At 51.2% G+C, this 23,235-nt stretch carries 24 protein-coding genes and 1 other RNA gene; 8 read left to right on the top strand and 17 right to left on the bottom strand.

Annotation, left to right across the window (positions count from 1 at the left end; translation table 11 throughout):
* Positions 1–54 precede the first annotated feature (54 nt).
* From hisZ to IJG50_08305, 8 genes are read left to right on the top strand one after another with little or no spacing between them, the layout of a single operon-like run.
* Complete coding sequence (gene hisZ, locus IJG50_08340; protein ID MBQ3379852.1) at positions 55–1,257, top strand: ATP phosphoribosyltransferase regulatory subunit; 1,203 nt, start codon at positions 55–57, stop codon at positions 1,255–1,257.
* Entirely contained in the window at positions 1,229–1,870 is a 642-nt protein-coding gene (locus IJG50_08335; protein ID MBQ3379851.1) for an ATP phosphoribosyltransferase, read from the top strand. The genes hisZ and IJG50_08335 overlap by 29 nt, the downstream gene beginning before the upstream one ends.
* 13 nt (positions 1,871–1,883) lie before the next feature.
* The gene (gene hisD / locus IJG50_08330; protein MBQ3379850.1) at positions 1,884–3,176 is read left to right on the top strand and encodes a histidinol dehydrogenase; all 1,293 of its coding nucleotides are present in this window, start codon (positions 1,884–1,886) and stop codon (positions 3,174–3,176) included.
* The gene (hisC, locus tag IJG50_08325; GenBank protein ID MBQ3379849.1) at positions 3,173–4,231 is read left to right on the top strand and encodes a histidinol-phosphate transaminase; all 1,059 of its coding nucleotides are present in this window, start codon (positions 3,173–3,175) and stop codon (positions 4,229–4,231) included. Before hisD ends, hisC begins: the two co-directional genes overlap by 4 nt.
* Position 4,232: 1 nt before the next feature.
* Complete coding sequence (gene hisB / locus IJG50_08320; GenBank protein ID MBQ3379848.1) at positions 4,233–4,802, top strand: imidazoleglycerol-phosphate dehydratase HisB; 570 nt, start codon at positions 4,233–4,235, stop codon at positions 4,800–4,802.
* Positions 4,803–4,817: 15 nt separating this feature from the next.
* The gene (hisA, locus tag IJG50_08315; GenBank protein MBQ3379847.1) at positions 4,818–5,870 is read left to right on the top strand and encodes a 1-(5-phosphoribosyl)-5-[(5-phosphoribosylamino)methylideneamino]imidazole-4-carboxamide isomerase; all 1,053 of its coding nucleotides are present in this window, start codon (positions 4,818–4,820) and stop codon (positions 5,868–5,870) included.
* Between the two features lie 13 nt (positions 5,871–5,883).
* Entirely contained in the window at positions 5,884–6,213 is a 330-nt protein-coding gene (hisE, locus tag IJG50_08310) for a phosphoribosyl-ATP diphosphatase (GenBank protein ID MBQ3379846.1), read from the top strand.
* A 26-nt stretch (positions 6,214–6,239) separates the two neighbouring features.
* Positions 6,240–6,674 carry a GNAT family N-acetyltransferase gene (locus tag IJG50_08305; GenBank protein MBQ3379845.1) on the top strand — a complete coding sequence of 145 codons (435 nt, stop codon included), beginning with the start codon at positions 6,240–6,242 and terminating at the stop codon, positions 6,672–6,674.
* A 41-nt stretch (positions 6,675–6,715) separates the two neighbouring features.
* On the opposite strand, the gene IJG50_08300 is transcribed toward IJG50_08305, so the two are convergent.
* The 17 genes from IJG50_08300 to hflX all read right to left on the bottom strand — a co-directional run bounded on the left by IJG50_08300 (position 6,716) and on the right by hflX (position 23,164).
* Positions 6,716–7,582, bottom strand: a complete 867-nt coding sequence (locus IJG50_08300) for an Mrp/NBP35 family ATP-binding protein (protein ID MBQ3379844.1) — start codon at positions 7,580–7,582, stop codon at positions 6,716–6,718.
* A gap of 18 nt (positions 7,583–7,600) precedes the next feature.
* Positions 7,601–8,371 carry a DUF134 domain-containing protein gene (locus IJG50_08295; protein ID MBQ3379843.1) on the bottom strand — a complete coding sequence of 257 codons (771 nt, stop codon included), beginning with the start codon at positions 8,369–8,371 and terminating at the stop codon, positions 7,601–7,603.
* A gap of 149 nt (positions 8,372–8,520) precedes the next feature.
* Complete coding sequence (thiE, locus tag IJG50_08290) at positions 8,521–9,183, bottom strand: thiamine phosphate synthase (protein MBQ3379842.1); 663 nt, start codon at positions 9,181–9,183, stop codon at positions 8,521–8,523.
* Positions 9,170–9,991, bottom strand: a complete 822-nt coding sequence (thiM, locus tag IJG50_08285; GenBank protein MBQ3379841.1) for a hydroxyethylthiazole kinase — start codon at positions 9,989–9,991, stop codon at positions 9,170–9,172. Before thiM ends, thiE begins: the two co-directional genes overlap by 14 nt.
* Positions 9,992–10,125: 134 nt before the next feature.
* Positions 10,126–11,235 carry an NADH:flavin oxidoreductase gene (locus IJG50_08280; GenBank protein ID MBQ3379840.1) on the bottom strand — a complete coding sequence of 370 codons (1,110 nt, stop codon included), beginning with the start codon at positions 11,233–11,235 and terminating at the stop codon, positions 10,126–10,128.
* Between the two features lie 135 nt (positions 11,236–11,370).
* The gene (locus tag IJG50_08275; protein ID MBQ3379839.1) at positions 11,371–12,018 is read right to left on the bottom strand and encodes a VWA domain-containing protein; all 648 of its coding nucleotides are present in this window, start codon (positions 12,016–12,018) and stop codon (positions 11,371–11,373) included.
* A gap of 102 nt (positions 12,019–12,120) precedes the next feature.
* Entirely contained in the window at positions 12,121–13,101 is a 981-nt protein-coding gene (locus IJG50_08270; GenBank protein ID MBQ3379838.1) for a macro domain-containing protein, read from the bottom strand.
* A gap of 72 nt (positions 13,102–13,173) precedes the next feature.
* Positions 13,174–13,773, bottom strand: a complete 600-nt coding sequence (gene recR, locus IJG50_08265; protein MBQ3379837.1) for a recombination protein RecR — start codon at positions 13,771–13,773, stop codon at positions 13,174–13,176.
* A gap of 3 nt (positions 13,774–13,776) precedes the next feature.
* A complete protein-coding gene (locus tag IJG50_08260; protein MBQ3379836.1) occupies positions 13,777–14,112 on the bottom strand; it encodes a YbaB/EbfC family nucleoid-associated protein in 336 nt (111 codons plus the stop codon).
* A 36-nt stretch (positions 14,113–14,148) separates the two neighbouring features.
* Complete coding sequence (dnaX, locus tag IJG50_08255) at positions 14,149–15,858, bottom strand: DNA polymerase III subunit gamma/tau (protein ID MBQ3379835.1); 1,710 nt, start codon at positions 15,856–15,858, stop codon at positions 14,149–14,151.
* A 50-nt stretch (positions 15,859–15,908) separates the two neighbouring features.
* Positions 15,909–16,174: signal recognition particle sRNA large type (gene ffs / locus IJG50_08250), an RNA gene on the bottom strand.
* A gap of 73 nt (positions 16,175–16,247) precedes the next feature.
* Complete coding sequence (rpoD, locus tag IJG50_08245; protein ID MBQ3379834.1) at positions 16,248–17,366, bottom strand: RNA polymerase sigma factor RpoD; 1,119 nt, start codon at positions 17,364–17,366, stop codon at positions 16,248–16,250.
* Between the two features lie 21 nt (positions 17,367–17,387).
* Entirely contained in the window at positions 17,388–18,467 is a 1,080-nt protein-coding gene (gene rpoD, locus IJG50_08240) for an RNA polymerase sigma factor RpoD (GenBank protein MBQ3379833.1), read from the bottom strand.
* Positions 18,468–18,487: 20 nt separating this feature from the next.
* A complete protein-coding gene (locus tag IJG50_08235; GenBank protein ID MBQ3379832.1) occupies positions 18,488–20,209 on the bottom strand; it encodes a DNA primase in 1,722 nt (573 codons plus the stop codon).
* Between the two features lie 41 nt (positions 20,210–20,250).
* Positions 20,251–21,267 (bottom strand): deoxyguanosinetriphosphate triphosphohydrolase, encoded by a 1,017-nt coding sequence (locus tag IJG50_08230; GenBank protein MBQ3379831.1) that lies wholly within the window; start codon positions 21,265–21,267, stop codon positions 20,251–20,253.
* Positions 21,268–21,279: 12 nt separating this feature from the next.
* On the bottom strand, positions 21,280–21,897 hold the full coding sequence (locus IJG50_08225; GenBank protein ID MBQ3379830.1) for a YigZ family protein: 618 nt from the start codon (positions 21,895–21,897) through the stop codon (positions 21,280–21,282).
* Positions 21,887–23,164 carry a GTPase HflX gene (gene hflX / locus IJG50_08220; protein ID MBQ3379829.1) on the bottom strand — a complete coding sequence of 426 codons (1,278 nt, stop codon included), beginning with the start codon at positions 23,162–23,164 and terminating at the stop codon, positions 21,887–21,889. The genes IJG50_08225 and hflX overlap by 11 nt, the downstream gene beginning before the upstream one ends.
* Positions 23,165–23,235 lie beyond the last annotated feature (71 nt).

The following is a 23,235-nucleotide window of genomic DNA, read 5'->3' as shown; positions in this document are numbered from 1 at the left end:
TGTTTTATTGCAGTAGTATAGTAAAGTAATAAAGCAAGGAAGGAAATATTATATATGGGAAACAATAAGATAACGCCTGTCGGAATGTTCGACATGCTCCCTTATGAGGCGTCTTTGAAGCGTATGATCGAAGAACGCCTGAAAACAGCGTTTACAAAACGCGGATTTAATGAGATAATCACTCCCACGCTGGAGTTTTACGATGTATTTTCCGCATCAGAGCTTCCTCAGGAGTCTATGTATAATTTATTCGACGCGCAGGGACGCATACTCTCCCTTCGTCCCGACGTTACGGCGCCGATACTTCGCGTATGCGCGACAAAGCTCGATCCCCAGCTGATGCCCTACCGCCTCTGGTATTGTCAGCAGGTGTTCAGGCGCAACAAGGCGCTTAAAGCGCGCCGCGACGAAATAACGCAGTGCGGCGTTGAAATAGTGGGCGCGGGCGGCTTTCGCTCAGACGTTGAAGTGATAATCACCGCTATCGAGAGCTTTCTTGCACTGGGGCTTGACGGCTTTAAGATAGAGCTTGGACATATAGGCTACTTCAAGGCGCTTGCAGAGTGCGCTTTCGACTCGGAGGAGCTTTCCGACCGTGCGAGAACGCTTGTTGAGCGCAAGGATTTTGCGGCGCTGTCCGATCTCGTTGAGCGCTACGCCATAGGCGACAGACGCGCCATGGGCAGCCTTCCCACGCTGTTCGGCGGCAAGGAGGTGCTCGACGAAGCGTTAAATCTCGCGCCAAACAGCAGCGCAAAAGCCGTGATACTTCATCTGAAGGAAGTTTACGACCTTTTATGCTCGCTCGGATATGAAAAGTATCTTTCGATAGATCTGGGACTTGTACACTCGATAGAATACTACACGGGACTTGTGTTCAGAGGATACTTAAAGGGTCTCGGCGACGCCGCGCTTTCGGGCGGACGATACGACACGCTTTGTGAAGCGTTCGGCGCGGGCCTTCCCTCCACCGGATTTGCCATAGACGTTGACAGCATCGTCATCGCGCTCAAAAAGAACGCGCCCCAAAAAAGCGCCGAGCGCGTTTTGGTGCACTGCCACGCGCCCTCTGATTACAAGCGCGGCGAAGAAGAGCTTGCCGCTCTCTTCGAGGCGGGCGTATGTGCCGAGATGAGCCTTTTCGATTCTCTTTCCGAGGCTTTGGCAAAGGCAAAAAGCGGCGCGTTCTCCCGCGTTGTGTTCATCTCGGACGGAAAGTCGGAAAACTATGGATTCGGAGGCGAAAATAATGAGTAAACTGCGTATCGCCCTGACGAAAGGGCGCGTTGAAAAGGATATCGTAAAGCTTCTCTCCCGCGCGGGTCTCGATATGACGCCGCTTATCGAAAAGGGACGAAAGCTGATAATACAGGCTGGCGATTACGAATTCGTGCTTGCCAAGGCGCCCGACGTTATCACCTACGTTGAGCACGGCGTATGCGACGCCGGCATAGTAGGCAAAGACACGATAATGGAAAACGGCGGTGCATATTACGAGGTGCTCGACTTTAAAACGGGCGTATGCTCCTTCTGCGTGGCAGGTCTGCCCGGCACGCAGCTTTATTCGGACTACCGTCAAATAAAGATCGCATCGAAATATCCCAACGTGGCAAAGCGTTATTTTAACGAACGCAATCTCGACGTAGACATCATAAAAATAGAGGGCTCTGTAGAGCTTGCTCCCCTTTTGGAGCTTTCCGACGCGATAGTGGATATAGTTGAGACAGGCTCGACACTAAAAGAAAACGGGCTCGTCGTGCTTGAAAAAATGTACGACATTTCCGCGCGCCTTATCGTAAATACCGTGAGCATGAAGCTTAAAAAGGACGAAGTATCCGAGCTTACCGCTCTCGTAAAAACAGCGCTTTAAAAGGAGACCTCCTATGATAAGGATAATCGACAGTTCAAACGAAGGCGAGATAATAAAGCTCGTGCGCGGCAGAAACGCCCAGGCCGACGAGCGGATAACCGCTTCTGTGGCAAAGATAATAGAAGACGTTAAAACCGGCGGCGACGAGGCCGTAAGACGTTATACGATGCAGTTCGACGGCGTTTCGATAGGCGAATTTGCCGCGGACGAAAAAGAGATAGAGGCGGCGTATGCTTCGGCCGATCCCGCGCTCGTGCGCTCAATGGAAAAGTCGGCCGAAAATATTTACGATTTTCATAAAAGGCAGCTTCGCTCCTCGTGGGAGACCGAAAAGAACGGCGCGCGTATGGGGCAGCGGATTATCCCGCTTAAAAGAGCGGCGCTTTACGTCCCCGGCGGACGCGCGGCCTACCCCTCGTCGGTGCTTATGAACGCCGTGCCCGCGCTCGTTGCCGGCGTGAGTGAGGTGTTCATAATAACGCCGCCCGGCAAAGACGGCAGACTTAACAAAAATATCCTTGCCGCCGCGCGCATAGCGGGCGTAAAAAAGATATACAAGGCAGGCGGCGCGCAGGGCGTAGCCGCCGCCGCATACGGCACCGAGTCGATAGAGCGCGCCGACAAGATAGTAGGCCCCGGCAATATATTCGTTGCAACGGCGAAGCGTCTTTTATACGGCGTAGTCGATATAGACATGATAGCCGGACCGTCGGAGGTCATGGTAATAGCCGACGACAACGCCGATCCCGCGTATGCCGCGGCAGACCTTTTGTCGCAGGCGGAGCACGACGTTATGGCTTCGGCAATACTCTTATGCCTCTCCGAGGATTTCGCGAATAAGGTCAAGCGCGAGCTTTCGATACAGACGGCGCGCCTTGGCCGCAGAGAAACGATAGAGCGTTCGCTTTCGGATTATTCGCGCATAGTCGTATGCAAAAGCATAGACGACTGCATAGAGCTTGCAAACGAAATAGCGCCGGAGCATCTTGAGATAATGCTTTCAGACGCCGGAAAATATCTTGACAGGATAAGAAACGCGGGCGCCGTGTTTTTGGGCCCGATGACGCCCGAGCCGATAGGCGACTATATCGCGGGGCCGAGCCACGTGCTTCCCACGGGCGGCAGCGCGCGCTTTTTCTCGGGCCTTAACGTGGACAGCTTTGTGAAAAAAATAAACTTCATAGAGTTTTCAGGCGAAGCCTTGAGCGCCGCCGCGCGCGATACCGTCACGTTCGCTATGGCGGAGGGCTTTGACGCGCACGCAGGCTCCATAACAGTAAGAATGAAGGAGGACAAAAGCCTTTGAACAAATACATATCGCCGCGCATGGCGGCAATGAAGGAATATGTGCCGAATACGGACGTATATAAGATCCGCCTTGACGCGAATGAAAGCCCTTTTCTGCCCGACGCGGAAACGAGAAAGAAGATAGCCGAGGCCGTCTCTTCGGTAAGCTTTAACCGCTATCCCGACCCGCTTGCGGCGGAGGCGGTAAAAAAGTACGCCGCCTATATAGACGTTTCGCCTGATCTTATCACGCCGGGAAACGGCTCCGACGAGCTTATAAACGTTATAATACAGGGCTTTTTCTCCGCCGGCGACAAGCTTTACATAACTCCGCCCGATTTTTCGATGTACGAGTTCTACGCACAGCTTAAAGAGCTTTCTGTCGTATCGTTCGACCGGCCGGACGGCATGTATAAGATACCGTGCGACGAGCTCATAGCCGACGTGAACGTAAAGAAGCCGCGCGCCGTTATGTTTTCAAATCCATGCAATCCGCTGGGACAGGCGTACAGCCGCGACGAGATAATAAAGCTCACAAAAAGCGTTCAGGCGCTTTGCATCATAGACGAGGCGTATATGGATTTTTACGGCGATACTGTCGTGCGCGACGTAGAGAGCTTTGACAATCTCATCGTGCTTCGCACGGCGTCAAAGGCGGCGGGCTTTGCGGCTGCGCGTCTCGGCTTTGCCGTGACTAACAAGGAGCTTACCTCCGTTATACGCAAGGTAAAATCGCCGTTCAACGTAAATTCGCTCACTCAGGCGGCGGCCTGCGTTATGCTTTCGGACGCAAAAAAGCTTAGATCCGTAACGGAGACCATAGTAAACGAAAGAAAATATCTTGAGTCGAAGCTTAAAGACGTATGCCCCAACGGCGGCTTTGAGCTTATACCTACCGTTTCAAATTTCGCGCTCATGCGCGGAAAAAACGCCGTAAAGGTATTCGAGGCGTTAAAAAAAGAGGGTATTGCCATAAGATGCCTTGCGGGCGAATACCTTCGCGTAACGGCAGGCTCGCGCGATGAAAACGATGAGTTTTTAGCGGCTTTTAAAAAAGTTTTAAAGGAGATTTGACGTGAAAACGGAAAGAAAAACGAAAGAAACGAATATTTCATTGGAGCTGGAGCTTTACGGAAGCGGCAAAAGCGACATAAAAACGGGCGTCGGCTTTTTTGACCATATGCTCACGGCCATGTGCGTTCACGGCGGCTTCGATATGACGCTTTCCTGCGAGGGCGACCTTCATGTTGACTGCCACCACACCGTTGAGGACTGCGGCATCGTTTTGGGGCGCGCATTTTTTGAGGCCTTAGGCGACAAGTCGGGCATCTCGCGCTTCGGCACGGCGTATGTTCCCATGGACGAAGCGCTCGCCTTCGTTTCGCTCGACATATCAAACCGCCCGTTTTTAGTGTTCGACGCGGACTTTAAGGCTCCCATGTGCGGCGATTACGATACTCAGATGACCGTTGAGTTCTTCCGTGCCTTTGCCGTAAACGCCGGAGTAACGCTCCATGCGAAGCTTTTGTACGGCGAGAACGCGCATCACGCGACGGAAGCGCTTTACAAGGCGCTTGCCCGCGCGCTTAAAGAGGCCGTTTCAAAAAGCGGCGGCGGCGCGCTTTCAAGCAAGGGCGTTTTATAGAACGGAGGCTTTTATATGATAATACTTCCCGCTATCGACCTTATCAACAAAACGCCGGTGCGCCTTTATAAAGGGCGCTATGACACGGCTCATACTGTAGCCGACAGCGCGGCGGATACGGCTAAAAAATTCTACGACGCCGGCGCGCGCCATCTTCACGTCGTCGATCTCGACGGCGCAAAGGCAGGAAAGCCTAAGAATTTAGACGTGCTTTCGGAAATAAAGGCGGCCGCGCCGCTTGAAATAGAATTCGGCGGCGGCGTAAGAGACATGGCAACCATAGAGGCGGTGCTTTCGGCAGGCGCAAGCCATGTGATATTGGGCAGCGTCGCGCTTAAAAATAAACCGCTCGTCGTTGAAGCGGTAAAGGCTTTCGGCGACAAGATAACCGTAGGTATCGACGCAAAAGAAGGATACGTAAGCACCGAAGGCTGGCTTTCCGACAGCAAGGTAAGCTATATCGAGCTTGCGCGCGCTATGGAGGATATCGGCGTAAAGACGATAGTCTTTACGGATATCGGGCGCGACGGCACGCTTGCGCGCCCCAACTTCTCTCAGCTTTGGGCGCTTTCCGACGCGGTGTCGTGCAATATCATAGCAAGCGGCGGCGTAAGGGATATCGAGGATATAAACACAGTCTCGCGCATGGGGCTTTACGGCGTTATCGCCGGAAAGTCACTCTATTCGGGAATGCTCGATCTTTCCCTGGCGATAAGCGTAAAGAAAAACGGCCCTCCGCCATTCCCTTATGATATAGAGCCGTTTTTTGAAAAAAACGACTTGATACCCGCCGTAGTTGAGGATAAAATAACTAATAAGACGCTGATGCTCGCATACATGGACCGCGAATCATTAAAGCGCACGCTGCTTACGGGGCAGACATGGTTTTGGTCGCGTTCGCGCGGCGAGCTTTGGAACAAAGGCGCAACGAGCGGCCACATACAGAACGTATCGGAAATATTCTACGACTGCGACTGCGACACGCTGCTTATCACGGTAGAGCAGATAGGCGCGGCGTGCCACACGGGAAACCGCTCCTGCTTTTATCGAACTCTTAAAAAATTCTAACGGAGGAAACAACATGAACGACAGTATTTTAGCCGAGATGTACGACGTTGTCATCTCGAGAAGAGAGAGCAAAGAGGAAGGCTCGTACACGGCCTATCTGTTCAGAGAGGGCATAGACAAGATACTTAAAAAAGTCGGCGAGGAGTGCGCCGAAACGATAATCGCCGCAAAGAACGGCGAAAAAGAGCCTGTCATAAACGAGACGGCGGATCTTCTGTATCATCTTAACGTAATGCTTGCCGAGCTTGATATAGACGTGCGCGAGGTGGAAGATAACCTGCGCGAGCGCCGCAAAAAGTCGGGCAACTTAAAAAAGATGAAACAGGTAGATAAGAACACCTGATAAACTTTCGATCGGAGAAACGCCGTATGGAACTTCATGTAAAACGCTTTGACGAGCTTACCGTTTACGAGCTTTACGAGATACTGAAGCTCCGCTCGTCCGTATTCGTGGTGGAGCAGCAGAGCCGCTATCTCGATATGGACGACAAGGATCAGGACGCGCTCCACGTATTTATGACACACGGCGGCGAGCTTGCCGCCTGCCTTCGCATACTTTCAAAGGGGTTTTCACCCGGCGAGGTAAAAATAACCCGCGTTATCTCCGCAAAAAGGCACGCGGGAACGGGAAGCGCCATAGTGCGCGAGGGCATACGCATTGCGAAAAGCGAACTCGGCGCAAAAAGAATAAAAATAGCCGCCCAAACGTATACGAAGGAGTTCTACGAAAGGTTAGGCTTCGTTAAAGTATCCGATGAATACCTGATAGACGAAATACCGCATATAAATATGATCTTGGAATAGCGAACTGCCGAAGGGAGGTCCCTTCGGCAGCTCTTTTGCTTTTATGAAAGTACTGCGCCCTCGGCGCCTGCAAATCTTGCGGGCGCGTCCTTTATCGCCTTTACGATATCGTCCGTCCAGCTCTGCTCAAGCGATTCTATATCGCCGCTGTCGCAGAGAGCGGCAAGCTTTTCGTCTATCGGTATCCTTGCCGTCGTCTTTATGCCGAACCTTTCGGCAAGCTCTTCTATCTTGCTGTCGCCGAAGATAAAATGCTTCTCTTTGCAGTTGGGGCATACGTAATACGACATGTTCTCAACGAGTCCCAAAACGGGGATATCCATAGTCTCTGCCATTTTGAACGCCTTGCTCACTATCATTTCCACAAGCTGTTGAGGCGAAGCCACGATGATTATGCCGTCTATCGGAAGCGACTGGAACACCGTAAGCGGTACGTCGCCCGTTCCGGGGGGCATATCCACGAACATATAGTCCACGTCGCCCCATACTACGTCGGTCCAGAACTGCTTTACCGCGCCCGCGATTATCGGGCCGCGCCATACGACGGGATCGGTCTCGTCGGGTAAAAGAAGGTTTATCGACATCACCTTTATATCGCTTTTGCTTAAAACGGGATATATGCCCTCGCCGTCGGAATACGCCTTTTCTTTTATTCCGAGGATCTTCGGAACGGAAGGGCCCGTTATGTCCGCGTCAAGTACGGCCGTTTCAAAGCCGCTTTTTCTCATGGCCGACGCAAGGAGCGTTGTAACAAGCGATTTTCCCACGCCGCCCTTTCCGCTTACTACGCCGATTATCTTTCCCACATTGGTAGAAGACATGGGGCTTTCCAAAAAGCTCTGCTTCTCTTTTCTTTCTGCGCAGTCCGCGCCGCACTCGGCGCAGTTGTTGTTGCATTTATCACTCATTTTACAGTCGCCTCCAAATTATTCGTGACATCCGTGTTCGCCGCATTCGTGTCCTTCGCCGTGATGATGGCCGTGCCCTTTACTGTCGCTGCAGCTTGCGAACGGATCGTATAAAAGCGAGCCCTTCGCAAAATCGGAAGCGGCTCTTTCAACGCTTCCGCGAACGCCGCCGTAATACTTTATACCCGCATTTGTAAGCGCATCCTTCGCGCCGCCGCCTATGCCGCCGCAGATGAGCGTATCTACGTTATTTGAGGAAAGAAAGCCTGCAAGCGCGCCGTGGCCGCCGCCCGAAACGTCGATGATCTGTGACGAGACCACTTCGTTATTTTCAATGTCAAACAGCATAAACTGCTTCGTATGGCCGAAATGCTGAAATACCTGTCCGTTTTCGTACGTTACGGCTACCCTCATAATATTTTCTCCTTTTTGTTTGATTATTTTATCACTGACGTACTCGGTCACATGGCACTGCATACCGCAGCTTTTTTGCTCGACCCCGTCGCACAGACGGTAATTTCCGCCGCCTATAACAAGCTTTTTCCCGTTCACGATGCTGTCCGAAAGCTTGAATCTGGCGCTTTCGTATATCTCGGTAACGGTCGTGCGTGATATATCCATGCGCGCCGCGCACTGCTCATGCGTGTTCTTTTCGTAATCGACAAGACGTATGACCTCAAATTCATCGACCGACAGCGTAACGGCTCCGGCACACTCCCTGCCGCCGGGAAAAAATGAGTCGAACGTCGGCTCTTTGCATATTCTGCGGCATCTCTGCGGTCTTGCCATACAGTCGGCCTCCTTTCTCATTGTTTCCGTCATATGTCGATTATATCACGTAAGGCGTATAGTGTAAAGGCGTAAGCGGCTATTTTTAAGCAAAAAATATCTGCCGAAAAAAACTCTTTCGGCAGATAAACCTAAAGCCTGTTTATTTGTTACTTTCCCGTTACCTCGTCGGTAAGCCTTGAAAGCTCGGCTGCGCTTTTTCTTATATCGTCCGCGCCGAAGATGGCCGAAACTATGGCAACGCCGTCTATGCCGCTTCCCTTTAGCTTTAAGATATTGTCCTTCGATATGCCGCCTATCGCAACTATCGGCACAGTCGAGGCCTCGCATATTTTCTTTAGCATCTCATACGTCACGGGGTCTGCGTCGAGCTTTGTGCCCGTGGGGAATATCGCGCCCACGCCCAAATAATCCGCGCCGCTCTCTACTGCCGCCAAAAGCTCCTCTACGCTCGATGCGGAAACGCCGAGTATCGCGTTCGGGCCGAGCTTTCTTCTCGCCTCGCCGCTGTCAAGGTCCTCCTGCCCCACGTGCGCGCCGTCCGCGCCGCAGGCAAGCGCCACGTCAACGTCGTCGTTCACAACGAACGGCACGCCGTATTCGTCGGTCACGGCCTTTACTTCCTTTGAAAGGCGCACGTATTCGTCGAACGATATGTTCTTTTCTCTTATCTGGATGAACGTCGCGCCGCCCTCTATCGCTTCTCTCACCTGGTCTGCAAGCGTCTGCCCTTCCTTTAAGAATTTTCTGTCTGTTATAGCATAAAGATGCATCGACTTTCTTAATGCGTCCGGCGTTTTAGTAAATCTCATATTTTGCTCCACCTTTCAAATCGTTATATCCCATTTTATATATATTATCTATAAACCACATACGAAGCGACGCGTTCCCGGCGTTTTCCAAGACCATGCGCTCCCTTGCGCGCTGACCCGCAAGCCCCACCGCGCAAAACGCAGTCGCTAAAGCGTTTAGCAGATCGTCGGGGTTTGCGGCGGCATATGCGGCGGCAACAGCCGTAAGCATACATCCCGTACCCGTGATCTTCGCCATATCGCTGTGTCCGTTCTTAATAAGAACTACGCGCCTGCCGTCGGTCGCTATATCGGTCTTTCCCGAAATGCCTACGACCGCGCCGGTCGTGCGGGCCAGGTTTTTCGCCGTATCCACAAGAAGATCCACAGTGGAGCGCGACGTATCGGCGTTTCCCGCGTCAACGCCCTTCGTATGGGCTTTTATTCCGGCAAGCGTCATTATTTCGGAGACGTTGCCGCGTATTATCGATACAGGCGCGGCGGCAAGAATGCTTTTTGCGCTTTCTGTACGAAACGACGACGCTCCCGCGCCCACGGGATCGAGCACGACGGGTATGCCCTTCTTTTCGGCTGCGCGCGCCGATATTATCATACTTTTAACGGACTGTTCGCTCAACGTGCCGATATTGAGATAAAGCGCATCTGAAAGCGCCGTTATTTCGGCGGCTTCACGCGCGTCCTGCGCCATTATCGGAGAGCCTCCGCATGCAAGCAGTATGTTTGCAACGTCGTTTACCGTAACGTTGTTTGTGATGCAATGAACGAGGGGCGTTTTTTCTCTTACGTTTTTTATTATATTCTCAAACATTGCTCCGCCTCCGTTTTGTATGTTTTTTATATATTCTATAACGCCTCAAACGCTATTGTCAATATATAGGCAGAGCGCACGGCCGTATGACCGTGCGCCCTGCCGATAGGAACAACATAAAAAGGGGATCTTTATTACCGATTTAAGCGTATCTCTGCGGGCAGCTTGTTCCACTGCGGACACTTTGTTCTGTCCATATACCAGCGGCATATGGGCTTGCAGTTTAAGCACTTGTTAGACGGCTTCTTTTCTTTTGCCTTCTCTACCCAGTCGGGGTCTATAAGTATGCCGCGAAGCACGTCCACGGTGTCGCTGTATCCGTTTTCTATCATTTCGTGCGCGCTTTCCGAGCGCATCATCCACACGCCGCCTACCGGAACGGATACGGCTTTTTTTATCTGTGATGCGCCGTAGGGGATATTGTCAAATTTAAAGCCTTCGGGGGCCTTGGGGCCTTCGCCCGCCGTTACGGCAACGAAGCTGAGCGTTCCCCATGATACCTCTATATAATCCGCGCCCGCCGCCTCAAACATCTTTGCAAACTCTACTGCGTCCTCTATCGAAGGCGCATTGTACGGCATTCTTACGGCCACGATGAAGTCGGGGCCTACGCGCTTCTTTATCGCTTGTATCGTCTCAACGACTATCCTTGCGCGGTTCTCAAGACTTCCGCCGTATTCGTCGGTGCGCTTATTCTTTTCACTCGAAAGGAAGGTATCGAAAAGATATGTGTGCGCACACTGCACCTGCACTCCGTCAAAGCCTGCTTTTTCGCATCTTACGGCAGCGTCAACATAATCCTGCTCGTATTTCTTTATCTCTTCCTTCGTCATTTCTCTCGATATCGCCACCGTGTTGAAGATCTTCGATTCCACTCTTAAAACGGACGACGCCACATAATCATCCGTACCTGCTGCATTTACTCCCGCATGGTTTATGAGCATGAGCACCGGCACTCCTTTTTTATGGCATATTTCGGGGATCTTGGACAGGCCCTCTATATGTTCGTCGGAAGATACACCAAGCTGTGATTTGGGCGTCATTTTGCCGTTTTCGCTGACGTAAGCCGCTCCGGCGATTATCATGCCCACGCCTCTGTCGCTTACCCACTCGTAATGATCGAGATAAGCTCGGCTTACATGTCCGTTCGGCGCGTCTATATCGCACACGAGCATCGCCGGAAAGACTATCCTGTTTTTTAATTTCGTATTCTTTATCGTGATCTCGGAAAATAAACCTGACATTTTTCGCACCCCTTATTTTTATTTTTTAATAACCGCGGTATCTGTGCTTTTAAAATATCATATATTCTATTATAATTCAAGTACTTACAATTTAGAAAGCGTAGCGCGGACGGTGTCTGCCGTCCGCGCAGTATTTTACTTTCTTCTCTTATTATAGTCGTCGTTTATCTTCTTTTGCCAGCCGGAGCCTACGCTGCCGACGCGTCTTACGGCTCTTACGGTATCGCTCACCGCCTCGTAAACTACAGCCGTGCCCTCTCTGTCGGCGTGGTAATTTGCGGCGTGCCCCGCGTCGATGCCAAATCTCCCCGCCGTTTCTACGGCGTCTATATTCGCTCCGATGAATATGAACTCCCAGCCCTCTTTCTCCTTTCGGCGGCTTATCATGCGCTTTACTTCGTCGCTCGAATATATGTGGCTCGCGTTTTCCATGCCGTCCGTCGTTATAATGAACATCGTATGCTTTGGCACGTCCTCGGGGCGCGCGTATTTATGTATGTTCCCGATATGGCCTACAGCGCAGCCTATCGCGTCTATAAGCGCGGTCGAGCCGCAGGGCACGTAGTCCCCGCGCGTCATTTTCGGCACGTCGTCAAGGCCCATGCGGTCGTGTATCACCTTGCTTTCACTGTTAAAAAGCACCGTGGACACGAGGCATTTGCCCGTCTCTTTCTTCTGCTTCTCAATAAGCGAATTAAAGCCTCCTATCGTGTCGTCCTCAAGCCCCGCCATGGAACCGCTGCGGTCAAGAATGAACACAAGCTCCGTTACGTCGTTTTTCATCGTCGTTTCCTCCCTTAATAAAATAATGTGACCGTGTCTTTATCTTACGGTCACATTATATCCCGGGAAACTTTTCCTTGGGTCGCTTCGTATGCGACATTTTTACGCGCCCAAAAGCGCCTGATCGAACTCGAACAGCGCTTCGTTTATCTCAAATATATTATAATTTCCTCTGCTTATGAAATACTCTATGATCACGTCGAACTTGCTGCTGTGCGAGAGCGCAAAGCCCGCCTTCATAAGAAGCTCGCGCGTTTCGTCAAGCGAAAGCTCGAGCGCGACGGCGAACGCGACGGCCGTAGTTTTCTTCGGCTTGTAGTTTACGTTGTTTCTTATCTTGGAAAAGAGCTTCCTGTCGATATTGGCCTTTTTGTAGCATTCGGCGTCCGTCATGCCCTTTTGGGTTATCAGTCTTAAAAGCATCTGCGAAAAGCTCTCGTCCAGCGCCGAAAGCGCGTCCTTTAAGCTTTTGTCCTCCTTAGGCGCCGCCGCCGAACCTGCAAAAACGGAAAAGCGCTCCCTCTCAGAGTGGAGAGGCCTTTGATGGTATACCTCGTCGACGCTTCGCTCGTCGATATATTCCTCTATATCGTATTTAAGGCTCTTTCCTATGGCAAAGCTTTCTTTATCGTAGAAAACGATATAAACCGTCATATCGTTTTCCGAAAGGAAAGCGCGTATGGCGTTTTCCGCCGTCTTCAGCGCCTTTTCTTTCGGATAACCGAAGCTGCCGCTCGATATAAGAGGAAAGGCTATGCTTTCGCAGCCGTGGGAAAGGGCAAGTAAAAGAGACTGACTGTAGCATGATACGAGCGCGTCCTCCTCGCCCGCGTTTCCCCCGCGCCAGCGCGGCCCCGCCGTATGTATTATATACTTACACGGCAGATCGTATGCGCCCGTTATCTTCGCCATGCCCGTGGCGCAGCCGCCCAAAGCCGCGCATTCCTCAAAAAGCCCCGGTCCGGCCGCCTTATGTATGGCCGCGTCGGCGCCGCCTCCGGGATCCATATCGTTGTCAACGGCGTTAACTATGGCGTCGCATTTCATTTTCGTGACGTCGCTTCTTACAAATAAAAGGGGCATTTTTTCACCGTCCTTAAGTATCTTACAATAATAAAACAATACGCGGCAAGCCCAAAGCCGCCGCGTGTTTTTCTATATTTCCCGCCGTCCCTCCAGCGCGCGCATGAGCGTCACGTCGTCGGCGTATTCAAGGTCGCCGCCGACGGGTATGCCGTAGGCGATGCGCGTCACCTTGACGCCGAGCTGCTTTATAAGGCGCGAAAGATACATGGCCGTGGCGTCTCCCTCCACCGTGGGATTCGTCGCCATTATCACCTCGGATATATCGTCCTCGCCTAAGCGCATTAAAAGCTCTCGCGCGCGTATATCGGCGGGTCCCACGTTGTCAATGGGCGAGATCACGCCGTGCAGCACATGATAGCTGCCGCGGTAGCGGTGCGTGCGCTCTATCGCGGCCACGTCCTTCGGCTGCTCGACTACGCATATCGTCTTTTTGTCGCGCGTCTCGTCGGCGCAGAGCTTGCAGACCTCCGTTTGCGAAATGTTTTGGCAAACGCGGCAGTAGGTCACGTTTTTTCTTGCGTCGATTATAGCCCTGGCAAAGGCTTCGGCCTCGCTTTCCTCCATGCGAAGCACATAGAAAGCAAGCCTCTGCGCGTTCTTATGGCCTATGCCGGGCAGACGCTCGAACTGTTCTATAAGTCTTGCAACGGGCGCTATATAATAGCTCATAGCTTAAAACAGGCCGCCCATACCGCCCGTTATCTTGCCGAGGGCCTCTTCTCTTTCAGACGTCGCCTTTCTTATAGCTTCGTTCACGGCGGCAGTTATAAGATCAGACAGCATGTCGATATCTTCGGGGTCTACCACGTCGGGCTTTATGTCGAGAGCAAGTATCTCAAGCTTGCCGCTTATCTTCACGTTCACGGCCCCGCCGCCTGAGGATACCTCAAATTCCTTCGTTTCAAACTCGTCCTGTATTTTCTGCATCTCAGCCTGCATTTTCTGTGCCTGCTTTATCATATTGTTCATGTTGGGCATACCGCCTCTGGGCATTGCTCCTCTGGGCATTTTTGCCATATCGTTCTCTCCTTTAAATGTTAGTTTTTATAGATCGTCAAAAGTTATATTGTTGTCTTCGTCATATTCCGCTATGGAATCGAGCGGATCGGGCTCGGCAGCAGCGCGTTTTTGCATCTTCGGCGCATCGCTTTTTTTACCTGCTGCAAGCTCTACCTTCATCTTTTTGCCGAGCTGTTTTGATATAGCTTCTTCTATGGTTTTTTTATTCTTTTCCAAAAGCTCTTTATCAAAAATGTTTGCGCAGATTATCTCGATATGCGTTTTATATGCATATGCTGCCGTATTTTTCATAAGGCTTCCCGTCATCGGATCGTCTTTCATTATCTCGGCTATCGTCCTTGCGTATTTGCCGAACGGGAGGCCTTCCTCATATTCAGGCGCAGGCGAAGCGGCGGCTTCCTCCTTTATGGGCGTCATCGCCTCATCTTTGTTTTCCTCGGGCTTTGCGGGCTCAAAGGGCGCCGTTTCATCTTCTTTTTCATCAGCCGCACATATATTTATTTGCGGCGCTTCATATTCTTCGGGCTTTGCCATTTTGGGGGAAACACTTGCAGGCTTTAAGTCGCCTGCCGGCCGCATGACGAGATCTTGTGACGACACCATATCTTCAAGCCTCGCTACGCGCTCCGAAAGCGCCGCCTCGTCATTAGAAAGCCTTTCCTCGCAAAGGCGTATCAAACACATTTCAAATACTATACGGTGAGATGTGGTACGCGGCAGTCGGTCAAGCGTTGACGACAGCTCCTTAGACCACCAAAGCGCCTCGGTAAGCGATACCTTGCGCGAAAATTCGATTATTTCCTTCGCACCGCTTTCGCTGTTTTGTATAAGCGCGGCTCCCGCCTTTCCCGACTTTGCCACAAGTACGCAGCGGCACATCCAGATAAGCCGCTCGCAAAGCACGCTTATATCCTTTCCGCCGGCGTAAACCTGCTCCATCGTCAAAAGGGCGCGCGTAAGATCTTTATTATGAAAACAGTCCAAAAAGGTCAAAAGCATCTCATCGTTCGCCATGCCCAATATGGACAGCACATGCTCGCGCGTTAAGCGTTCGTCTGCCGATATGCAGCGCTCAAGCACCGAAAGCGCATCGCGCACAGATCCGCGTCCCATACGCGCAACTTCCATGGCTGCGTCTTCATCAAACGATATCTCCTGACTCTTAAGTATCTTTGAGATGACTTCGGCAATAAGTTCCGTATCCACACGTCTGAAATCGAAGCGCTGGCATCGTGACAGAATAGTTGCCGCAAGCTTATGTACTTCGGTAGTGGCCAGTATAAAGACCGTATCCGCAGGCGGCTCCTCAAGCGTCTTTAAAAGCGCGTTGAAGGCATTCGCCGACAGGGCGTGCACCTCGTCGATTATGTAAACCTTATACCTTGTCATAAGCGGCGCGCTGCGCACGTCTTCAATGATATCGCGCATGTTGTCAACGCCGGAATTAGACGCCGCGTCCATTTCGATAACGTCTAAGATGCTCTCGTTTTCTACGCCTTTGCATATTTCACATTCTCCGCACGGTTCGCCGTCATGCGGGGAAAGACAATTTATTGCCTTTGCAAATATTTTGGCGCACGTTGTCTTGCCCGTTCCGCGCGTACCCGTAAAAAGGTATGCATGGGCGATACGGCCAAGCTTTATCTCATTTTTAAGCGTGGTAGTTATATGGTCCTGACCTACCACGTCCGAAAAGACCTTTGGACGGTATTTCCGGTAAAGCGCCTGATACATATTTGCACCCTTCTTTTTTTAAAATTCAAAAGCTGCGGCTCCAAGTAAGGCTGCGCACCCGATCTCGAAACGACACCGCCATGCGTTTATTTTGCAGTTAGCTCGGAACAGGCGCCCTTGCGGCACACAAAAATCACTGCTTATTGCTGCTCGGTTCCCCGCCTGACAAGGTTCACAGGTTTTTATTGCACAAGACCAATTCGTCATAACCACTTACAAAAGACTGACCACACCGACGCGCCCCTAAAACGGGGATTCACCCCTGCTATAGCGGATTGCAGGCGACAGGGCGCCGCTGCCTCCCCGGCTAGCACAGCCTTACTTAAAGCCACAGCTTTTAATATTATAACTTATACGCTCATAGTTTGCAATCCCCAATCTTAACTAAATTACAAACCCTTTGTGTATGCATAAAAATCCCTGAGCTGCTTTGAGCGGCTCGGATGTCTCAGCTTTCTTAAAGCCTTGGCCTCTATCTGACGCACACGCTCACGCGTTACATTGAAGTGCATGCCCGTTTCTTCGAGCGTTCGTATTCGTCCGTCGGGCAAAAGCCCGAAGCGCATACGTATCACCTCCGCTTCTCTGGGAGTAAGCTTTGTAAGCACTTCGGCGATCTGAGCCTTCAGCATTTCAAGCGATGCAAGCTGTTCGGGGTCCGGCGAGTCGGAATCCTTGATAAAGTCTCCCAAAGTTCCGTCGTCCTCCTCGCCGATAGGCATATCAAGCGACACAGGCTCTTGAGCGAGCTTCATTATATCGTTTACTCTTTCGGGACTCATTGAAAGCTCGCGCGCTATCTCTTCGGGCGTGGGCTCATGCCCCAATTCCTGGGTAAGCCTGCGCGAAACGCGGTTTATCTTGTTTATAGTCTCCACCATATGTACGGGGATGCGTATCGTGCGCGCCTGATCAGCTATTGCGCGCGATACCGACTGGCGTATCCACCACGTTGCATATGTGGAAAACTTATAGCCGCGCGTATAATCAAACTTTTCTACCGCCTTCATAAGGCCTATGTTGCCCTCCTGTATCAGGTCTAAAAAAGGTATGCCGCGGCCGACATATCTTTTTGCTATGCTCACAACAAGGCGGAGATTGGCTTCTATGAGCTTGTTCCTTGCATCCATATCTCCGTTTGTCATCATCTCCGCATATAAAAGCTCTTGTGGAGCTGACAAAAGCGATATGCTGCCTATTTCCCTTAAATACATTCTTACAGGATCGTATACCGCACGGTCGGTGTGGGCTGTGTGTGCGTCCGAAACGGAAGGCTCCTCGTCAGTTTCGGCATTTTGGAATTCCTCCTGTGTAAACTCCATATCTCCTTCAAGGTCTTCCGTTATTTTTATTCCAACGTCTTCCATGGCGTCATACAGTTTTTCAACTGCGTCAACGTCCATATCGGCTTCGTCAAGTATATCAAGCATATCCTTTTGCGATATGCTACCCTTTTCTTTAACTATCGCAATTATTCTGTTTAGGATTATGTTCTTATCGTCAGCCATGCTTTCCTCCAAAATAATATTCTAGTCCAAAAAGTCTTTGAGCCGTTTGGAGCGGCTGGGATGACGCAGTTTTCTTAAAGCTTTCGCTTCTATCTGACGTATACGCTCTCTTGTAACGTTAAACTCCTTGCCGACTTCCTCAAGAGTTCTGGCGCGCCCGTCGATCAAGCCGAAGCGGCGCTGCAGCACTGTAGCTTCTCTTTCGGTAAGAGTTTTTAACACTTCTGCAAGCTGCTCCTTTAAGAGCGTTTCGGCGGCGGCAACGGCAGGCTCCGGAGAGTCGTTGTCCTGAATAAAATCGCCGAGATGACTGTCCTCTTCTTCGCCTATCGGCGTTTCAAGCGATACGGGCTCCTGTGCTATCTTCATGATCTCGCGCACCTTTTCAACGGGCATATTTATCTCTTTTGCTATATCCTCCGGCTGCGGATCATGTCCCAATTCCTGAAGCAGCTGACGCGAAACTCTTATTATTTTATTTATGGTCTCCACCATGTGAACGGGTATGCGTATCGTGCGCGCCTGGTCGGCTATCGCGCGCGTTATGGCCTGACGTATCCACCACGTCGCATAAGTGGAAAATTTATATCCGCGTGTATAGTCAAATTTTTCCACTGCCTTGATAAGGCCCATGTTGCCCTCCTGTATAAGATCGAGAAAGAGCATACCGCGCCCCACGTAGCGCTTTGCTATACTTACCACAAGTCTTAAGTTTGCCTCGGCAAGCTTCTTTTTGGCCTCTTCATCGCCCTCGGCCATTCGCTTTGCCAGCTCTATCTCCTCATCGCCCGACAGAAGATTTACCTTTCCTATTTCCTTTAAATACATTCTCACGGGATCGTCTATTGCGAACGACTCGCCGGACGAAGGCTGCGATTCGCCCTGTTCCTCAGGTAAGGACAGATCCTCGGGTGAAAAATCCTCCTCATCCGGAGCTATCTCTATGCCAAGGCTTTCAAGCGTTTCATAGAGCTTTTCCATCACCTCTACGTCGATATCCACATCCTCCAGCATATCCAATATCTCTTTATTGGACATGCTTCCGCGCTTTTTGGCGGTCTCTACAAGTTCCTTTAATATATTGGTCTTTTCTTCTGCCATATTTATCTCCGTCCTTCTTTTTAAGAATTGCCTGCTTTTTTCTTCTTAAGAAGCTCTACCCATTTTTTCGTAACGTCCTCTTTTAGAACGCTCTCCTCTTTAAGGCGCTCCTCCTCCAGATGAGCCGTAATATCCAAAAGAGCGCCTTTCCTGTCGGTAAAGCTGTGCTGCATCATCGAAGCAAGATATCCCACCTCATCTGCCGAAAGGTATAAATGGGCTTCGGATATATCCGGAAGACGGCCTTCGTCGTATGCGTCGATGATATATTTAAGTATTTTTGCATCTTTTTCGTCTTTCATATCCTCAGGCGAGATCCTTTGGCTTATTTCGTCCCAAAGCGCGGGCTCGTCGAATAATATGGAAAGTAGAAGCTGCTCTGACGTCGGCGGAGCGTTCTTCTTTGCCGCAGGCGATATAAGCTCGCGTTTTCGCTTTGTTTCGGCCTGCCGCCTGTTATTTCTTACAATGCGCTTTATCTCGCCCTCCAGCGCCTCGCGCGATACGTCGTATTCCGCCGCGATCTTTGAAATATATACGTCGCGTTCGAGCGAGCTTTTCACGTCGGCAAGTATGGCCGCCGCGCCGCGAAGAAAAGAGACCTTCCCTCGCGGGTCGCTTACGTCGTTTTTTTGCGAAAGCTCATAAAGCGAGTAATCTATGTATCCCTTCGACGAGTCGAAAAGCTTTGAAAACGCGCCCGCTCCGTATGCGCGGATGAATTCGTCCGGGTCCTTTTTGTCTCCCAGATCGAGCACCTTTACTTCGACGTTCAGATCGGAAAAAAGATTCAATGCTTTTGCCGAGGCCGCCCTTCCCGCGTTGTCGGAATCGTATGCTATCGCTATCTTTTTAAAAAATCTGGCGGCAAGACGCGCCTGCTGCGCCGTAAGCGAGGTGCCCAAAGACGCCGCGGCATATTTAAAGCCCGCGCCGTAAAGCGATATAACATCCATATATCCTTCAGCCAGAATGAGCGTGTCGCTTTTTTGAGCTTTTGCAAAATTGAGTGAAAACAGGTTTTCGCTCTTTTTGAATATCGGGCTTTCGGGAGAATTCAAGTACTTCGCTCCTTCGTTTGACACGGTACGTCCTCCGAAGCCTATAACATTGCCCGATATGTCGATTATAGGAAACATCACGCGGTTTCTGAATCTGTCGTAAAGCCCTCCTGACTTGTTTTTTACCGAAAGGCCCAGCTCGACAAGCTGCGAGGGCGAATACCCCTTCGCCAAAAGATGCGAAGTTACGCCGTCCCACGTATTAAGAGAAAATCCGAGGCCGTATGTTTTTATCAGCCTGTCCGAAAGCCCGCGTTTCCTAAGATACAAGATACCGTCGTTTTCGTTGTCCGCAGTAAGCACGGCGTTATAGTAGCGCGCGGCGTCGCGGTTTATTTCATAGAGAGAGCGCCTCTGTTTTAAAAGCTGCTCGCCCTCTTTACTCATTTTTATCTCGATATTTGCCTTCTGTGCAAGAAATTTCACGGCCTCTACAAATTCAAGGCCCTCTATTTTCATTATAAATGTTATTACGTCGCCGCTTTCGCCGCAGCCGAAGCATTTATATATGCCTTTGGCGGGAGTTACGGTAAACGACGGCGTCTTTTCCGAATGGAACGGGCAAAGTCCCTTAAGATATCCGCTCCCGCTTTTTGTAAGCGGCACATACTGCGACACTATATCTGCAATATCGCATGCCGCGCGTATGTCGGCCAGCGTTTCCCGCCCTATTATATCCACGTCGTCCACCTCCTGCCTTTGCAATTTATTTGCCGTTTGTGTCAGTCGTTCGCCTTCATGGTAAACGACCTCGGCAAAAACAGCGACTTATACATCTCAAGCGCGTATCTGTCCGTCATGCCGGCGATATAATCGCGCACCGAAGCCCTCACGCCGTCGCGCTCTGCGACAAAGGCGTAATCGTTCGGCAGCTTTTCGGGGTGCGCCGTAAAATACTCAAAAAGCTGCATGATGAGCGAATGGACCTTCGGCTCCTCGCCGCGCACCTTCGGATTGTTGTATACGCTCTCAAAAAGAAACTTTCTAAGCTCGTACATTGCTTTAAGCGAAGAAGGCTCCATCTTCACGTCGCCTTTGTTCCTGCTATAATCAACGACGCTTCGTATCATCGTATCGATGCGCTTTCGCCCCGTATCGCCGAATATATCCGTAAGCTCGGAAGGCAGCGCCTCCGACGACAGGATCCCCGCGCTTATCGCGTCGTCTATGTCATGGTTTATATAGGCGATCTTGTCGGCTAAATTGACTATCCGGCCTTCAAGCGTTTTTGCCCTTTTGCCCGTAGAATGATTGAGTATGCCGTCGCATACCTCGTCCGTAAGATTAAGTCCGCGCCCGTCCTTTTCCAAAAGCCGCACGACTCTCACGCTCTGGCAGGCGTGGTCAAAGCCGCCCTCGCTTTTGAAAAGCTCGGAAAGGGCGCGCTCGCCCGCGTGGCCGAACGGCGTATGACCGAGGTCGTGTCCCAGCGAAACGGCCTCCGTCAGGTCCTCGTTGAGCATAAGCGCGCGCGCAATTGAGCGCGCTATCTGCATGACCTCGAACGTATGCGTAAGCCTCGTTCTGTAATGGTCCGCCTGAGGCGAAATAAATACCTGGGTCTTATGCATAAGGCGGCGGAAAGCCTTTGAGTGGATTATCCTGTCGCGGTCGCGCTGAAACTCGCCTCTCATATCGTTGGGCGTGTCGGGCGCGCTTCTGTGAGCGTTTTTGCTCTTCGCCGCGTAAGGCGAAAGACAGTTCTCCTCGAATAACTCTATCCTGTCCTTTATCGTCATAAGACCGCCTCCTTAAATAGGCATAAATCTTTCTTTCAAAGCCTTCGGCGAAGCCGCTCCGTTCGTAAGCTCCGTAAGAGCGTGTGAAAGCTTGTCCTCTTCGCTTTTCTTTACGTAATACTTTATCGTCACCTTGTCGGCGTACTCTGTATCGGCAATAACCGCGCCCATGGCTTCCAAAGTCTTTTTCGTCTGCTCGTACTGAGCGTATTCTATTTTAAGCTCGAAGTCTCGGCACAAACACATGAGCGCGACGCCGCCGGCCTCAACGGCCTCCTTCGCGCCTCTTGCGTAGGCGCGCACAAGGCCCCCCGCGCCAAGCATTATACCGCCGAAATAGCGTGTTATAACGACGACAAGGTCATAAAGCTCTTCGCGGCGCAAAACCTCCAGCGCGGGCTGTCCCGCCGTGCCCTGCGGCTCTCCGTCGTCGGAGTAGCGCATTATACCGCCTTCGCGCAGTATGTACGCGTACACGTTATGCGTGGCGTCCCAGTATTTGGACTTCTTTTCGTTTATGAATTTAACGGCTTCCTCATTAGTCGAAACGGGCTTTACGTGACATAAAAAGCGCGAACGCTTTTCAATAAATTCGCCAGTTGCCTCGCTTTTTACCGTTTTATACTCCATCGTCCGCCACCTCGTGCTCTTTCACTTTCCCGTAAACCTGCGCATCGACTATCGCGCTTATAAGAACGCCGCTTTCGCGGTATTCCTCGCATATGACCTTCGACGTTTCATGAAGAAGGCTTACAAGGCCTCCTTTGTCGTAAGGTATAATAAGGCGCATCTGTTTTTTCCTGTTCTGAAGCTTCTTCTCGGTAAGAGAAAGAAGCTCGCCTATGCCTTCGCCCGTTTTTGCGGAAATATATACGGCATCCGACGAAAAATCAAGCCGTTCGCCGCTTGAAGCGTCGCATTTATTGTAAACTGTTATACAGTCGGTCGCCTCAGCGTCCATGCGCGCGATAAGCTCATGCACCGCTTTCATCTGGTCTTTATGATCCTCGTCAGATATATCCACTACGTGCCAAAAAAGGTCAGCCCACCTAAGTTCGTCGAACGTAGAGGCAAACGCCTCGAAAAGATGGCGCGGCAGATCGTTTATAAAACCTACCGTATCGGTTATTAGCGCTTCGCATGTGTCCGATATACTAAGCCTTCTCGTAGTGGTCGAAAGCGTTGCGAACAGCTTGTCCTCGGCAAGCACTCCGGCGTCGGTGAGATGATTAAGAAGCGTTGATTTGCCCGCGTTCGTATATCCTATTATGGCTATTTTGGGTATCGTGCTTTTCGTGCGCGCCTTCCTCTGCACGCTCCGCGTGCGCTGTATGTCGGAAAGCTCACGCTCAAGCATCTCGATGCGCGCGCGGATATGGCGGCGGTCTGTCTCAAGCTTCGTTTCGCCGGGGCCTCGCGTGCCGATGCCGCCGCCCAGCCTCGACAGATTGCGTCCCATGCCGAGAAGCCGCGGAAGCTGATATTTAAGCTGAGCGAGCTCCACGCCTATCTTTCCCTCTCGCGTGGAGGCGTGAAGCGCAAAAATATCGAGTATCAGCGTGCTTTTGTCTATGACCATTACGCCGAGCTCGTCCGAAAGATTTTTGATATGCGTGGGCTTAAGCTCCGCGTCGAAAACGACTAAAGTCGCAGAGAGCGCCTCCGCGGCGCGCTTTATCTCGTCAGTCTTGCCCTCTCCCACATAAGTGGCGGGATCGGGAGCGGGCCTTTTTTGGAATACTGTAAAAACAGTTTCTCCTCCCGCAGTGTCTAAAAGCCTTGACAGCTCCTTTAAGCTTTCAAGGCTGCTGCCCTTATGACCCGCCGCAGTAAACTCAACGCCTACCAATATTGCTTTTTCACGCGGTCTTTTTTCTTCTTTGTCAAAATTATTCATTACAACTCTCGAAAAAATACTCTAAAAAAACACCTGTCTATATATTTAATACGCCGCTTCACTCAAAAAAC

It is taken from the genome of Clostridia bacterium, assembly GCA_017405765.1.
GTDB lineage: Bacteria > Bacillota > Clostridia > Oscillospirales > RGIG577 > RGIG577.
This window is presented reverse-complemented; position numbering and strand designations above follow the sequence as displayed.

Bases quoted from the DNA above. Each gene is read 5' to 3' on its own strand.
- hisZ (MBQ3379852.1), top strand. From the start codon at position 55: ATGGGAAACAATAAGATAACGCCTGTCGGAATGTTCGACATGCTCCCT.
- IJG50_08335 (MBQ3379851.1), top strand. From the start codon at position 1,229: ATGGATTCGGAGGCGAAAATAATGAGTAAACTGCGTATCGCCCTGACG.
- hisD (MBQ3379850.1), top strand. From the start codon at position 1,884: ATGATAAGGATAATCGACAGTTCAAACGAAGGCGAGATAATAAAGCTC.
- hisA (MBQ3379847.1), top strand. From the start codon at position 4,818: ATGATAATACTTCCCGCTATCGACCTTATCAACAAAACGCCGGTGCGC.
- hisE (MBQ3379846.1), top strand. From the start codon at position 5,884: ATGAACGACAGTATTTTAGCCGAGATGTACGACGTTGTCATCTCGAGA.
- IJG50_08305 (MBQ3379845.1), top strand. From the start codon at position 6,240: ATGGAACTTCATGTAAAACGCTTTGACGAGCTTACCGTTTACGAGCTT.
- IJG50_08300 (MBQ3379844.1), bottom strand. From the start codon at position 7,582: ATGAGTGATAAATGCAACAACAACTGCGCCGAGTGCGGCGCGGACTGC.
- IJG50_08295 (MBQ3379843.1), bottom strand. From the start codon at position 8,371: ATGGCAAGACCGCAGAGATGCCGCAGAATATGCAAAGAGCCGACGTTC.
- thiE (MBQ3379842.1), bottom strand. From the start codon at position 9,183: ATGAGATTTACTAAAACGCCGGACGCATTAAGAAAGTCGATGCATCTT.
- thiM (MBQ3379841.1), bottom strand. From the start codon at position 9,991: ATGTTTGAGAATATAATAAAAAACGTAAGAGAAAAAACGCCCCTCGTT.
- IJG50_08280 (MBQ3379840.1), bottom strand. From the start codon at position 11,235: ATGTCAGGTTTATTTTCCGAGATCACGATAAAGAATACGAAATTAAAA.
- IJG50_08275 (MBQ3379839.1), bottom strand. From the start codon at position 12,018: ATGAAAAACGACGTAACGGAGCTTGTGTTCATTCTTGACCGCAGCGGT.
- IJG50_08270 (MBQ3379838.1), bottom strand. From the start codon at position 13,101: ATGCCCCTTTTATTTGTAAGAAGCGACGTCACGAAAATGAAATGCGAC.
- recR (MBQ3379837.1), bottom strand. From the start codon at position 13,773: ATGAGCTATTATATAGCGCCCGTTGCAAGACTTATAGAACAGTTCGAG.
- IJG50_08260 (MBQ3379836.1), bottom strand. From the start codon at position 14,112: ATGCCCAGAGGAGCAATGCCCAGAGGCGGTATGCCCAACATGAACAAT.
- dnaX (MBQ3379835.1), bottom strand. From the start codon at position 15,858: ATGTATCAGGCGCTTTACCGGAAATACCGTCCAAAGGTCTTTTCGGAC.
- rpoD (MBQ3379834.1), bottom strand. From the start codon at position 17,366: ATGGCTGACGATAAGAACATAATCCTAAACAGAATAATTGCGATAGTT.
- rpoD (MBQ3379833.1), bottom strand. From the start codon at position 18,467: ATGGCAGAAGAAAAGACCAATATATTAAAGGAACTTGTAGAGACCGCC.
- IJG50_08230 (MBQ3379831.1), bottom strand. From the start codon at position 21,267: ATGACGATAAAGGACAGGATAGAGTTATTCGAGGAGAACTGTCTTTCG.
- IJG50_08225 (MBQ3379830.1), bottom strand. From the start codon at position 21,897: ATGGAGTATAAAACGGTAAAAAGCGAGGCAACTGGCGAATTTATTGAA.
- hflX (MBQ3379829.1), bottom strand. From the start codon at position 23,164: ATGAATAATTTTGACAAAGAAGAAAAAAGACCGCGTGAAAAAGCAATA.